Below are 13,617 nucleotides of genomic sequence, written 5' to 3'. Positions count from 1 at the left end.
TTAATATTTATTATAGTAAAGAAGAGTTAGAAAGGTTGAGAATAGAAGGTGAAAAAAAGGCTCAAGAAATGGAGTTAAATAAAGCTGTTGGTCGCAAGTATAAATCTAATGAAATTCAAATTACCTGTGTCCATTGTAAGAATAAAACGTTTCAACTAGGAAAAGCCCTGCTCAACACAAGAGGTTTGACATTTTTTGATTTGGATTGGCTAAATGAGTCTGCTCATACTTTATTATGTGTGCGTTGTGGTTATATACATTGGTTCGGTAATCAAGTAGTTGAAATAGAAGAATAGTTATTTATTAATGAGAAATTACAAAGCCAAAAATAGTATCACGTCGTAGTTAATTTTAGTTATTCATTTTGTTACCATTATGAGGTTAGTTATATTAGTTATTAGAGAAGGGGCAATTTCTGTGAGACTACTAAAAGTAATGTTGCTGTCTGTGATTTTATCAATTGTTTACATTTCTTTGTCAGAAAGAGGACCTGATACGTATTATTTCTCGTTCGAAGAAAGTGTTTTTTGGGGATTGTATTACTTTACACCAATTTTTTTAGCATTAGGCACAATTTCTTTTATTATTTATATGCTGCTAGAGAAAATTAAACGCTTTTCTAATGGAACTAGAATAGGCTTAAGCATTTTAGCGGCAGGAGCTATAACAATACCAGCAATATATACTTTTATTAGTGTTACAAGCACTGAAACGTATGATATATATTTAATTCCTCAAGGATATGAAGGTGATGTTTTTGCATTCTATAATATCCCAGGGGCACCAAGAGTCGAAACGGAAGAAGGTTATACTGTTCATAAGATAAATGATGAAGGATATTTTATCACTTCCACACCCGACTTGGATTATGGAACTGTTACGGATAAGTATTATTATGTAGATAAAGAAGGTAATCGAACTCTAATAAGTAATACGTGTGTTAGTGGTTTTGGTACAGGTGGATTTGAAACATTTGATGAAGGTAATAAAAAGATTAATTTTAGCTATACAGGATTTAAATTAACGCAGAATTATTGCAGTGAAGAATTTATGAAGGAAATGCATAGTAAAGATAGTGGTAATTATGAAAAGATAATTAGAAAAATTTTAAAGGAATATTACGGAATCGAGAGCCCTTTCTAGAAGGGAGCTGTTCTTTTTGCCATCCAAGGTAGTTTTTTGAGCGGTGAATAGAGAGGGCACATTCAGTTAGAGCGGATTTTAAATATTTATTGCCTTTCTTGGCTTTTCGCTTTTCTGCAAATTCATTGTGACTAGTGAAGTATTGAACTACTGGTAACTTTCTGGTATCGCCATCTCTCATTTTCTGAACTCTCTATTGTTTTGAGGAATAGAAACATAATAGGAATGTCGTACTACTTTTTCTAAGGACAAACTTGTTTTGTCCTATTTTTTTTGGGTATTATTTCTTTTTTTCTTAATAAAATGATGGGTTTTTCCGATATAATGTCTATTGTCGTAATTCTTTTGTAAGGAGGTGAATGTAGATGAGTGTTGCTCCTAAACTATCTAAAGAAGTTAAAATTAGTATGGTCTTGATGTCGGTTGTTTTGGGCTTTTCTCTAGCCTTTCTTTTCCCTAAGCATGAAGAATTTGTTGCAACTGGAGATGTTGTTTCTGTTGAAGAGTTGGGTATTAGGGGGAGTGTTTTTTTTACTTATGTAAATTCAGGAGTGACTACAAACCTTTTTGAGAAATTAGCATTTCAGAATTCTTATCCCGATGTAGAATTTACTCCTATCAGTCCATTAGAATATGCTTATTATAATGAGCAATTGGAGGAGATGGAATCTTATAAAGAGGATGCAATTTTTAACGCGGTTTCGCTATCTGTTCCTGAGGAATCTAGTGAGTCTAATATACTTTATTCGCGGGTGAGTGAGATTTTAGAGCATTCTTCTTTATATAGCGGCGATTCGTTTGGGTTAATGGTAGCTATTGGTTTATTTGAAGAATGGAATGGTAGAGATTATTCTCGTAACCAATCGCTTCTTATTGCGGGAACAGGAACAATTAACTCAGATTACACGGTAGGAGAAGTAGGGGCCATTCGTCACAAACTACTCACAGCAGAACAGAACCAAGTAGACATTTTTTTTGTACCAAAACACCGAGAGTATTACGGTGAGACAAAAAGTAATCAACTAGAAGCGTTTGAAGTAGTTGAAAAAGAGGATTTATCTTTGAACGTCATTCCAGTAGCTACGTTAGATGAGGCTATTGATTACTTAGAAAATTTATATAGAAAGAAAGGTGGATGAATCAAGTGAGGCTTGTTTCAAACTCAATCGGTAAGGTTTTACGAATCTTTTTATGGACAACAATAATTATTGGTGGGATTGCTTTAATCAATACATATTTTTATACCTTTCATCAAAATATTTACGAAAGCATTTTACCATTTGATCAATTTATCACATTATTTTTTAATGGAATCTCCTTTATTTTAATTGTTCTTTACTTAATTTGGATTTATAAGGTTCATTTAGATTTGAATCACTTCTATATCAAGTATCCTATTTCACCTAGTGGGGCTTTACTTCGAATACTAATTCCTATTTATAACATTTGGGGAATGTGGAACATTTACTCAACAATGGCGAGACAATTTGAAACGAGGCACGTGACGAAAGAGCTTGCTAACCAGTTAAGTCGTTATATTCCTTATTATTTTGTTTTGTATTTTATATCGAGATTTGTCATGGAGATTTTGATTGGCAGTGCATCTGAAACCATTATCGGAGTCATTTGGTTAATTGCTTCTGTCGTTGAATTAGTGCTGCCTGTATTCTATTTATTAATTGTGCAAACTGTTACCAAGGCTTTACAAATAATCAGCGGAACAAATGAAATAGAGGAAAAGGAGGCTCTTTGAGGGTGTAAACCGGTACGGTTGTTCCTTCAAAGCCTAGAAGTATGTAATATGCCACCACGAAAAAGTGGTTTTTAAAAAGAATTTTACGATGCAAATATGTAGATTCTCCTCGGCAAAACTATTAATGTAGAAGAATCAAAATTTCCCACTAATTAAAGAAATATATTAATATATAGAAATAGGCATAAGTCTTTCAAGTAGGAGGGGACGATGTTTACAGGAGAGTTTTGGGCGATTGTATATCCCTTTTTTGTTACAGCACTTATCGTATATTTTGTAATTGTAATTAGTTATTTTATTATTAGACGTTTCCGCTTAAGTTCTACGAGGAAGTATTCCATTATTGTTGCTTCAACACTATTTGTTCTTTATATTGTTTGCAATCTTTCGGTTATCATTTTTTTGTCATCATTCATTTTATTGAATGGAGTACAAAGTTTGTTTTTCCTTGGGTTGTTTTATATTGGCTAATTAGAGCAATAAAATTATTAGAATTAAAGTAGGCAATCCTTAAAAAGAACTGTCCCCCAGTCAAGTAGACAACGGAAATAATAAATTTCAAGCGGTCTTAGTCCTATACTCATTAGGGTTAAGACCGTTTAATTAATGGAGACGCAGAAAAATATGTAAGAGGAGTTAATGAATGATAGTAATCTATACTAAGGTGAAAGTAGTTTAAATGGGAGGAAGCATGAAAAAAACAATAATAAGTCTTAGTATTGCCATTATTCTATTTATGGGTATAGGTTATTTATTAAATGAACTAGCTAAATCAAGAACGTTACAACTTTTTGGTGGTCTGATTACGAGTGTAGAAACAAACGAAAAAGTAGTAGCATTAACCTTTGAAGATGGTCCTGGGGAAAATACATATGAAATACTAAATATTATGAAAGAACATGATATTAAAGCTACTTTCTATTTAACGGGAAATGAAATTGTTAATTATTTTGAGGATGCGAAAAATATTGTACAAGACGGGCACGAAATTGGAAATCACTCATATTCACATCAACGAATGGTTTTTAAATCCCCTTCTTTTATCAAAGAAGAAATAGAGAAAACAGATGAGTTGATACGTCAAATTGGATATGAAGGTGAAATCACTTTCCGCCCTCCATTTGGTAAAAGGTTAGTGTTGCTACCATATTATTTATTTAAACAAGATAGGGATACGATTTTATGGAATTTAGAGCCTGAATCCTATCCTAAAATAGCTACTGACTCAAATGAAATTGTTAACCATGTTGTAGAAAATATAGAACCGGGTTCCATCATCTTATTGCATGTCATGTATGAAAGCAGGATAGAATCGCTAATCTCAGTAGAAGGTATTATTACTTCGTTAAAAGAGCAAGGCTATTCATTTCTAACAGTGTCTGAACTATTAAATTACGAAAATAAAGAATGATGCCATAATAAGGGTATTCCGCTAACAAGTAGCCATACTTCAAAAAGAGAGTATGGCTTTTCTTATTAAAAAGTTAATATGCAGAGGTGTCCCAAAAGATAAACATCTACCTTTTTGAGGCGCTCCGCCATAATAGGACGTCTATTTATTGTGTTTCCTAAATAGATTAATGAATGAACCAACTAGTCCAACGATCATAGCTAGCTACACTACTTATGAATCCAAACGTTCGTTGAAAAGGAATTTGCTTCGGCAGTTCCTTTTTCTGTTCTAGTACTATGGGAGTAAGTTAAAGGTTGAATTCATTACAAAGGCTTTTTCTGTTACGATTACAAAATCATTAATTTTAAAACGTCAATCAGGAGGTAACTTGCATGGTAAAGAGGTTTTGTTTGTTATTCATTGTTCCTGTAGTAATTTTCGTATGTACGGGATGTGCTCAAAATGAAGAAGATATCTCCCGGGAACGACAGCCACTGCAGAATCAAGACGATATTGCACCACAAAAAGAAATAGAACCTGAGCCGCCAATAACCTTTTCGTTTGCGGGTGATACGATGGCTGCCGGTAATGTCGCACCCATTTTAGAAGAAAAAGGCTATCAATTTCCGTGGGAACAAGCAAGGCCATATCTTGAGGAAAGTGATATAGCTATGGTTAACCTTGAAACAGCAGTTAGTTTAAGAGGTGAACCTACGAATAAAACGTATGCTTTCCGAAGTCATCCTGACCTTATTAAAGGAATGAAATGGGCAGGGGTAAATATGGTCACCGTTGCTAATAACCATAGTTTGGATTTTGGAACAGAGTCTTTTGAAGATACACTTAACACTCTTACAGAACATGATATTACATACGTCGGTGGCGGCTTTAACGAGGAAGAAGCTTATCAATCAAAGCAAATGACGATTCGAGGAAAAACCGTTTCGTTTCTTGGATTTAGTCGTGTGTTACCGTCTGTTTCCTGGTATGCACGAAAGGAACAGCCAGGACTTGCAAGTGGGTATCAAGATGAACGAGTGTATGAACTGGCCACGCAAGCAGTAGAAAATTCAGATATAACGGTCGTTTATATGCATTGGGGGAAAGAATTAGCGGATACTCCAGAAACAGCTGATAGAGAAATGGCCCGTCAATTAATTGATTTGGGAGTAGATATGGTCATAGGTTCCCATCCTCATGTGCTGCAGGGGCTTGAATACTACAAAGGAAAGCTTATTGCCTACAGTTTAGGTAATTTTATCTTTACAAACAGTCATCAAGAACTTGCAAGACAAAGCGTTGTTTTACAGGTGGCGATTAATGAGGATGGGAAGCAAACTGCAAAAGTATACCCGATGAAAATTGATATGGGAGCAGTCTGGACGGCAGATAATCAGGAAAGTGAGAATATTATGAAACGCCTTTCTTCCTTATCAAAAGGTGGCGAATGGACTGAAGAAGGAGAGTATTTACCTAATTAAGAACCTCATTTCGTTAACGGCGAGAGTTTAGGAAATGAAGTTACTTCTCAATTGGAGTTGAAAACAATGGAATTAAAAATTAGAGGGATTTTAGAGAGTGAACTGAAAGAGTTCTCTTCCATTCTCAAAGAAGCTGCTGAATGGTTAAGAAATAATGAGATGGAAATGTGGAGCGATAACCAGCTTTCAATCGATACCATATTAAAAAACAATACCGTGAAGGATTTGTTTATTGGGTTTGTTAATAACGAGTCAGCGGTAGCTGTTATACTTCAAGAACAAGATAGTCTACTTTGGTCAGATGAAACTCCTTCACTCTATTTACATAAGCTTGCGATTCGCAGGAAGTTTGCGAAAAAGGGACTACCGCAACAAATGGTGGAATGGGCGAAACTACAAGCGGAAAAAAAGAATAAAAGGTATTTAAGGCTTGATTGTGCAGCGGATAGAATGAAGTTATGCAACTTCTATGAAGAACAGGGGTTTAAAAAGGTAAGAGAAGAAGTTATCTTAGGTAAGTATCCAACGGCTTTTTATGAATTTGAAGTTATTATGTGAAGTGAGATTTTGGAGATCGTTGTATGCTTGAACCCAGTGTAGATATCTATATGCCCACTCATCCTTTGCTATCAATCCAAGTGTCCAACATAGGAGATAATGCTGTTATTGCAGGCGCAGTTGTCATTAAAGTACCAGCTAACGTTGTAGTAGGCAGTAATCCTTCTAAGAAGAGGAATTGCTTTTTCTTAAGTAACGATAAGGGAGAAGTGGCCGGAAAGGAGAAAGAGATTGAGTGAAAATCGAAAATTGACCATTCTATTTGTCCTTTTAGGAAATGCCTTTATTGCAGGAGGAATGGTGTTAAAAGATTACGGGGGATATTTAGCAATTATCGGGTGGCTCGGTGGATTAGTATTCCTATTATTTGCTTTACGATTTGTAGTAAAGTGGGCACGAGATGAAAATGAATAAGTAACAACGTATGAACTCTCACAAAATATGAAAGAGATTGTTATAGAAATTGTATTTTGAAAAAATATCCAATATAGGGAAAGACGGTGTTATGATAAAGGTGTGATATATAAATTTCAGGGGGAAGCTCATGAGTCGAATACAATTTATTCGGAATGAAGAAAAAAAGTACCATGATTTTTGCTATGAGAACTACAAGTTATTTGAGAAAGGTTCGTGGTTATATAAACCGGTAAAAACCGTAATGGACTTCCTAGCGTCGTTTGAGGGTAGAGATAACCTTAAAATTCTGGATCTAGGGTCTGGCGTTGGGAGAAACAGTATTCCGATAGCACAGAAAGTTAAAGAACGTAGTGGGAAAGTTGTTTGTGTCGATTTATTAGATTCAGCCATTGAGAAATTAGAGAAGTATAGTAGAGAATTTGGAGTGGACCATGTAATCGAAACAGAAAAAGCGGACATAGGGAATGTTCGGATAAAGAAAGCTGAATTCGATTACATCGTTGCTGTTTCTAGTTTAGAGCATGTTATGACTGAAAAAATATTTGATAACGTGATTCAACAAATGGTGGAAGGCACAAAATCTGGCGGAATTAATTGTATCATTGTTAATTCAGAAGTGATTGAACTTGATATGGAAACGGGCAAAGAACTTGATGCATTAATAGAGATCAACCTGCCAACTGAGTATATGCTAACTAAATTAAACAGGATTTATGAAGGCTGGGACGTTAAAAACCAATTAGTTAAACCATTGGAATTTGAAATCGTCCGTCATGATAAGCCTGTATTATTAAAGACAAATGCTATTACATATGTGGTGGAGAAAAAGTAAAAGGTTTTTTCATATTGCAACGCTTCTATTAAAGTGTTGTTCTTCCGTTATATAATTCTTGATGCGTTACATGCTTGAGAGGTGATTTTTTGGGAATCCAAAAGTGTGAGATTTGTGGTCAGCCATTCACCTGGAGAGAAATTCAGAAGGGTGTTCGGTGGTCATATAAACCATTGGAATGTAGTAGATGTCAAACTCGACATTCTATTACGATACAAACAAGGCTACTTTTAGGTGCTATAACAGGGTTAATCGTATTATTTGTAATCTCTTATGTAAGTAAAGTTTCTTTTTATTTAGGAATGGTGCTAGCTGTTTTATTACCTCTTATAGTGCTGCTGCTTTTTCCTTATTTTGCGAAATATAAAGCGAACCAGCAGGAAAAGTATTAGATTTCCTCTGTTAGGCTGATTCATTTTGCCGGAGTAGGTTGATGAATATAAAGAAAGATAAGGCTGTGCCAAAAGGTTGTTTGTTAACCTTTTTGGCACAGCCCTTTTTTACATGAGGTTTACTTTTTCGATGTCATTTGTAGAACACCATCGTACGTTTCTTGGATGGTTTGATTTAAGTCGGAATTTGTTTGTAGTTGTAATTGAACTGTGCTTGATACTTCTTGGAGTGAAGCCGTTGTTTGTTCAATGATGCTTGCGAATTCCGTTACGGATTGTTCAATTTGATTGGAATCTGAACCAATTTGGCCGGCAATGGTTGAAAATGCTTTAAACTCGTTCATTAACGATTCGACCGCAAAATCAATGTGCTGGAAGGCCTCTTTTGTCTTATGTGTTGTATTAATGTTTGTTTTCATTTCATCGGCAATGGTCTTCATTTGATTTTGTGTTAAGATGTTGTTTTGTTCAATGTTGGTAAGGTTAACTGAAATATTTTTCGCTGTTTCCTCCGTTGTTTCCGCAAGCTTACGGATTTCAGATGCGACAACAGAAAATCCTCTACCACTTTCACCTGCTCTAGCAGCTTCAATTGAGGCATTTAGTGCAAGTAAATTCGTTTGTGATGTAATTTGTTGAATCGATTCCAACGAGCTAACGGATTGAGCAATCATCCCACTAAGGCTTTCCATATCCTTAGACATGTCTTCGATAAGCTTTTGGAAGTGTAATACTTGGTTTTCTAATAACGCGACTTGCTCTGCCCCAAGGCTCGAGTTTTGCTCGGCCACTTCAGAATATTGACGTAGCTCATCTGTTTTGACTAACATATCTTTTACGCGATTGTTTGTTCTAGCAACTGTTTCAAGAATTGCATTTGATGTTTGAGATTGAATATTAGTCCCTGATGCCACTTCCTGAATAGAATCGTTCATTTGTCTAAAGGATGTGACATTTTCACTAGCCTTTGTTTGGATGGTGTCAAGCTGAATCACAATCGCTTGTCCGTTTTTCTCAAGAAGTTCCTTCGTTTGTTGTTCACCTTCTAGCTTTGTAAGTAATTGAGCTTGCATGTCTTTGATTTTTTGGTCGTTCTTTTGGGCAATTAAAACAATTAATAATAAAACGATAAAAAGTAAGGAATAAAGAATACCAAAGCCGATAAGAGCAGCAGGTTCGAGGTTAAATGTTACAAAATAAGTGAGATATGTGCCAGTCGTTAAAGCGCTACCGATGTAAAATAGTTTTTTATCAAGATAAAAAGCTGCTAAAACGATAGTTAGATAATAAAGCATTGTTAAATCAACCCCAGGTGGAGCTGTGAAAACAATAATACTAAAAAATAAATTTAATGTTATAAGTGCAAGATACGGAATCGAATTTATGGCTATTTTCTTAAAATGTAACACCCCAATTAGTGTGCATAATACAAGATTAATAATCGTTACTAATGTTGATCCACCTAAGGTGAACGTAACGAGTATATTGAAGATCGTATTTAACACTAAAAAGTAAAACATATACATGTTTTTCCCTCTTACTGTTTCCTGTTGTACCGTTAATTCATTCATGCTGTCTCCTCCTACTTTTAGGTAAGTGTTTCTATTATCCACTCATTTTATCCTATGACCTAAGATTTATCAATTGCAAAATTCGACATTAAACAACATTTTTTTGGTAGACTAAATAACTATTGTTAAACTCTCTATGATTGAGTCAGTTCGGCAATCGCTGTCCGTTTTTTCTTATGCATTTATCATTGTTCATTTTAATTAATTGAATCTGCATGCTCTTAATCGTAGTCTATTTTTGGGCCATTCTACAAAAATAATGAAGGTTGTTTTTATTGACGTGTTCTCTGTTGCCGTGTAAACTGAGATTATACTTTATCTTGGTAGTATATTAGCGAACTAAAGCGTCGAATAAATGTTAAAATAAATGAAATGAGCGAACTGGGGTGTAAGCATGTCAAAACCATTTATGTTTGAAAAACCAATTGGAATGCGGGATACGTTACCTGAATTATATGAAACGAAAAAGCAGATTCGTGAGCAGCTTGAGTTGGAAATGGAAGGCTGGGGCTATCAAACCATTGAAACACCGACACTAGAGTATTATGAAACAGTAGGAGTGGCATCGGCAATTCTAGATCAACAGCTGTTTAAGTTATTAGACCAACAAGGTAATACACTTGTGCTACGTCCGGATATGACGGCGCCGATCGCAAGACTTGTGGCGTCAAGCTTAAAGGGAGCAGAGTACCCGATTCGTTTGGCGTACCAATCACATGTGTATCGTGCGCAGCAGCATGAAGGTGGGAAGCCGGCAGAGTTTGAACAAGTTGGGGTGGAATTGATCGGTGATGGAACCGTAAGTGCTGATGGTGAAGTCATCGCGTTAATGGTTGCTTCATTAAAACGAGCGGGTTTATCGAATTTTAAAATTGCGATTGGCCATGTTGGCTATGTGAACGCATTACTATTAGATGTCGTCGGAAATGAAGATCGCGCCGATGCTTTGCGTCGTTATTTATATGAAAAAAATTATGTTGGCTTCCGTGAGCATGTGAAAAACCTGCCATTATCATCGATTGATAAAGGTCGTCTACTTGGGTTATTAAAGCTACGTGGCGGAAAAGATGCGCTTCAAAAAGCATCGAAGCTTGTGCAAACCGAGCAAGGCGAGGTGGCGTTAGCGGAGTTAAACCAGCTGTGGGAAGTGCTTGAAAGCTATGGGATTGATGAGTATGTAAAATTTGATTTAAATCTTGTGCTTCATATGAGCTATTATACCGGAACCGTGTTCGAAGGCTATGGTGGCGATCGGTTAGGTGTACCGTTATGTAGTGGTGGACGCTATGATGAGTTACTCGAAAAATTCAACCGTCCGGCGCAAGCGACTGGCTTCGGTGTTCGACTTGATCTATTAGTAGAAGCTATCGGGAAAACAGTTGAAAGACGAGAAAAGACATGTATTATTTTTAGCAAGGATCATCGTCAAGAAGCGATTGCTCTTGCAACAGATAAGCGAGCAAATGGAGAAGTTGTTGTTTTACAGGATTTAGCGGGGATTTCAGATGTTGACCGCATGTCTGAGCAATACTCAGATGTAATTTATTGTATTGGAAAGACAAAGAAAGGAGGCGAGTAGGATGAGTGATATGTTAACTGTCGCGATGCCGAAGGGACGGATTTTTGAAGAGGCGGTTGAGCTATTACGGAAGTGTGGCTACAATTTGCCGGCGGAATTCGATGATTCTCGAAAGCTCATTGTCGATGTACCAGAAGAAAATATGCGTTTCATCTTAGCGAAGCCGATGGATGTTCCGACGTATGTGGAACACGGTGTTGCTGATGTTGGTGTTGCTGGTAAAGATACGATGATTGAGGAAGAGCGAGATGTATATGAAGTCCTTGATTTGAAAATTAGTGAGTGTTATTTAGCGGTTGCTGGACTGCCTGGTTATACGAAAGAGGATATTAATCCTAAGGTGGCTTCAAAATATCCGAATTTAGCAACGCAATATTTTAAAGAGCAGGGCGAACAAGTTGAAATTATTAAGCTAAATGGATCGATTGAGCTTGCACCGTTAATTGGGCTGGCGGACCGGATTGTTGATATTGTATCAACGGGGCGTACACTAAAGGAAAATGGGCTTGTTGAACTGGAAACGATTGTTCCGATTACCTCTCGCCTCATCGTAAATCCTGTTAGCTATCGGATGAAGGATGAGCGGATTGATGAGATGGTCGAGCGTTTGTCAAAAGTGATTGAGGGGGAAGAGGCATGAGAATTGTAGCCGTTGATAAACAAGTCAGTATCAAGCGCAGTTTAGATACGGGCACAGAAATGCAACGAGATGCTGTTGCGAATATCATTGCACAGGTGAGAGAGCAAGGCGATAAGGCCTTGTTCACATTGACAGAAACGTTTGATAAAGCACGGCTTTCTACATTAGAAGTGTCACAGGGTGAAATTGAGGCTGCTTATGAAAAGATTGATGACACCATTTTAGCAGCGTTGCGTCAAGCGATTGACAATATTCGTGACTTTCACCAACGTCAAACACGTCAATCATGGATGACAACGAAAGAAGATGGAACCGTACTTGGGCAAAAAATTACGCCATTAGATTCAGTGGGTGTGTATGTTCCAGGCGGAAAAGCAGCGTACCCTTCATCGATTATGATGAACGTCATTCCCGCACAGGTCGCTGGCGTGAAGAAAATCGTAATGGTGTCTCCGCCTCAAGCGGATGGAACGTTACCAGCAGGCGTGCTTGTAACGGCAAATGAATTAGGTGTGAAGCACATTTTTAAGGTCGGTGGTGCTCAGGCAATCGCAGCATTAGCATATGGGACGGAAAGCGTTCCGAATGTCGATAAAATCACAGGGCCGGGAAATATTTATGTTGCGTTAGCAAAGCGTGCTGTCTTTGGTCAAGTCGACATTGATATGATTGCGGGTCCGAGTGAAATCGTGGTGCTAGCTGATGCAGAGGCGAATCCACGCTATATTGCGGCTGATTTGCTGTCGCAAGCGGAGCATGATGAAATGGCCTCGGCTGTTCTAGTTACACCGTCGCAGACACTTGCGGAACAAGTAGCGGTCGAGGTAGAGAACCAGCTTGCAACGTTACCGAAGCGTGCGATTGCGTCGAAGTCCATTGAAGACTACGGTGTAATTTATGTTGCCGTGGATATGGCCGAAGCGGTTGAGGTTGTCAATGAATTGGCACCTGAGCACTTAGAAATTTTAACAGCTGATCCGATGAAGCTAGTCGGTAAAATCCGTCATGCTGGGGCAATTTTCCTTGGAGCGTATAGTTCAGAGCCCGTCGGTGATTATTTTGCGGGACCAAATCACGTACTACCGACAAACGGAACGGCTCGTTTTTCAAGTCCGTTAAACGTCGATGATTTTACGAAAAAATCGAGTATTATCTCTTATAGCAAAGAAGCGCTGCTTGCAAACGGCGCTCAAATATCTGCATTAGCACGCCTTGAAGGCTTAGAGGCGCATGCCCGTGCGATCGACATTCGAATGGAGGATGAATAATGGAACAACGTCGTGCTCAAATAGAACGTAATACAGGAGAAACACAAATTAAATTAGATTTCACTATTGATGGTGAAGGAAAGTCGGAGCTCGAGACAGGTGTTCCGTTTATGACACACATGCTTGACTTGTTCACGAAGCATGGCCACTTCGACTTAACGATTGATGCGACAGGCGATGTTGAGGTTGATGATCACCATACAACAGAGGATATTGGCATTTGTCTTGGGCACGTGTTAAAAGAAGCACTAGGAGATAAAAAAGGCATTAAGCGCTACGGAAATGCATTTGTTCCGATGGATGAAACATTAGCGCAGGTTGTCGTTGATTTAAGCAACCGTCCGCATCTTGAATTCCGTGCAGAATTCCCGAGTCAAAAGGTAGGGACGTTTGATACCGAGCTTGTACATGAGTTTTTATGGAAGCTCGCTCTGGAAGCGCGTATGAACCTTCATGTCATTGTTCATTACGGTCACAACACGCATCATATTATTGAAGCAATCTTTAAAGCATTGGCGCGCGCACTTGATGAAGCAACAACGATTGACGCTCGTGTGAAAGGTGTACCTTCTACGAAAGGAATGTTGTAA

17 protein-coding genes are annotated in these 13,617 nt (G+C 37.6%); 16 read left to right on the top strand and 1 reads right to left on the bottom strand.

The genetic code is table 11. The features are described 5' to 3' along the window. Positions 1–35 precede the first annotated feature (35 nt). The 12 genes from B1R93_RS11935 to B1R93_RS11880 all read left to right on the top strand — a co-directional run bounded on the left by B1R93_RS11935 (position 36) and on the right by B1R93_RS11880 (position 7,969). Positions 36–296: a hypothetical protein gene (locus B1R93_RS11935; protein WP_088104182.1), complete on the top strand. Its 261-nt coding sequence runs from the start codon at positions 36–38 to the stop codon at positions 294–296. A gap of 121 nt (positions 297–417) precedes the next feature. Beyond that, a complete protein-coding gene (locus B1R93_RS11930; protein WP_088104181.1) occupies positions 418–1,143 on the top strand; it encodes a DUF6843 domain-containing protein in 726 nt (241 codons plus the stop codon). 365 nt (positions 1,144–1,508) lie between these two features. Further along, entirely contained in the window at positions 1,509–2,282 is a 774-nt protein-coding gene (locus tag B1R93_RS11925) for a hypothetical protein (protein WP_088104180.1), read from the top strand. 5 nt (positions 2,283–2,287) lie between these two features. Next, positions 2,288–2,896, top strand: coding sequence for a hypothetical protein (locus B1R93_RS11920; RefSeq protein WP_165763797.1), 609 nt, complete (start codon positions 2,288–2,290; stop codon positions 2,894–2,896). Positions 2,897–3,106: 210 nt separating this feature from the next. Further along, a complete protein-coding gene (locus B1R93_RS11915; RefSeq protein ID WP_088104178.1) occupies positions 3,107–3,367 on the top strand; it encodes a hypothetical protein in 261 nt (86 codons plus the stop codon). Positions 3,368–3,587: 220 nt separating this feature from the next. Next, positions 3,588–4,307: a polysaccharide deacetylase family protein gene (locus tag B1R93_RS11910; RefSeq protein ID WP_088104177.1), complete on the top strand. Its 720-nt coding sequence runs from the start codon at positions 3,588–3,590 to the stop codon at positions 4,305–4,307. Positions 4,308–4,681: 374 nt separating this feature from the next. Next, the gene (locus tag B1R93_RS11905; protein WP_088104176.1) at positions 4,682–5,770 is read left to right on the top strand and encodes a CapA family protein; all 1,089 of its coding nucleotides are present in this window, start codon (positions 4,682–4,684) and stop codon (positions 5,768–5,770) included. A 66-nt stretch (positions 5,771–5,836) separates the two neighbouring features. After that, positions 5,837–6,328 carry a GNAT family N-acetyltransferase gene (locus tag B1R93_RS11900; RefSeq protein WP_088104175.1) on the top strand — a complete coding sequence of 164 codons (492 nt, stop codon included), beginning with the start codon at positions 5,837–5,839 and terminating at the stop codon, positions 6,326–6,328. Positions 6,329–6,351: 23 nt separating this feature from the next. After that, positions 6,352–6,567, top strand: coding sequence for an LbetaH domain-containing protein (locus B1R93_RS11895; RefSeq protein WP_088104174.1), 216 nt, complete (start codon positions 6,352–6,354; stop codon positions 6,565–6,567). Beyond that, complete coding sequence (locus B1R93_RS11890; RefSeq protein ID WP_088104173.1) at positions 6,560–6,742, top strand: hypothetical protein; 183 nt, start codon at positions 6,560–6,562, stop codon at positions 6,740–6,742. Before B1R93_RS11895 ends, B1R93_RS11890 begins: the two co-directional genes overlap by 8 nt. Positions 6,743–6,872: 130 nt before the next feature. Further along, positions 6,873–7,577: a class I SAM-dependent methyltransferase gene (locus tag B1R93_RS11885; RefSeq protein WP_088104172.1), complete on the top strand. Its 705-nt coding sequence runs from the start codon at positions 6,873–6,875 to the stop codon at positions 7,575–7,577. Positions 7,578–7,666: 89 nt separating this feature from the next. Then, positions 7,667–7,969, top strand: a complete 303-nt coding sequence (locus B1R93_RS11880; protein WP_165763796.1) for a TIGR04104 family putative zinc finger protein — start codon at positions 7,667–7,669, stop codon at positions 7,967–7,969. 119 nt (positions 7,970–8,088) lie between these two features. Here B1R93_RS11880 and B1R93_RS11875 read toward each other — a convergent pair whose 3' ends face one another. Continuing rightward, the gene (locus B1R93_RS11875; RefSeq protein WP_088104170.1) at positions 8,089–9,540 is read right to left on the bottom strand and encodes a methyl-accepting chemotaxis protein; all 1,452 of its coding nucleotides are present in this window, start codon (positions 9,538–9,540) and stop codon (positions 8,089–8,091) included. 394 nt (positions 9,541–9,934) lie between these two features. Between B1R93_RS11875 and B1R93_RS11870 the strand changes: the two genes are divergently transcribed. From B1R93_RS11870 to hisB, 4 genes are read left to right on the top strand one after another with little or no spacing between them, the layout of a single operon-like run. After that, complete coding sequence (locus B1R93_RS11870; RefSeq protein WP_207634153.1) at positions 9,935–11,119, top strand: ATP phosphoribosyltransferase regulatory subunit; 1,185 nt, start codon at positions 9,935–9,937, stop codon at positions 11,117–11,119. A gap of 1 nt (position 11,120) precedes the next feature. Further along, on the top strand, positions 11,121–11,759 hold the full coding sequence (gene hisG, locus B1R93_RS11865) for an ATP phosphoribosyltransferase (RefSeq protein WP_088104169.1): 639 nt from the start codon (positions 11,121–11,123) through the stop codon (positions 11,757–11,759). Next, positions 11,756–13,027: a histidinol dehydrogenase gene (gene hisD / locus B1R93_RS11860; protein ID WP_088104168.1), complete on the top strand. Its 1,272-nt coding sequence runs from the start codon at positions 11,756–11,758 to the stop codon at positions 13,025–13,027. The genes hisG and hisD overlap by 4 nt, the downstream gene beginning before the upstream one ends. Continuing rightward, entirely contained in the window at positions 13,027–13,617 is a 591-nt protein-coding gene (hisB, locus tag B1R93_RS11855) for an imidazoleglycerol-phosphate dehydratase HisB (protein WP_088104167.1), read from the top strand. Before hisD ends, hisB begins: the two co-directional genes overlap by 1 nt.

Source organism: Halalkalibacter urbisdiaboli, from assembly GCF_002156385.1.
Classification (GTDB): Bacteria; Bacillota; Bacilli; order Bacillales; family Bacillaceae_D; genus Halalkalibacter_A; species Halalkalibacter_A urbisdiaboli.
This window is presented reverse-complemented; position numbering and strand designations above follow the sequence as displayed.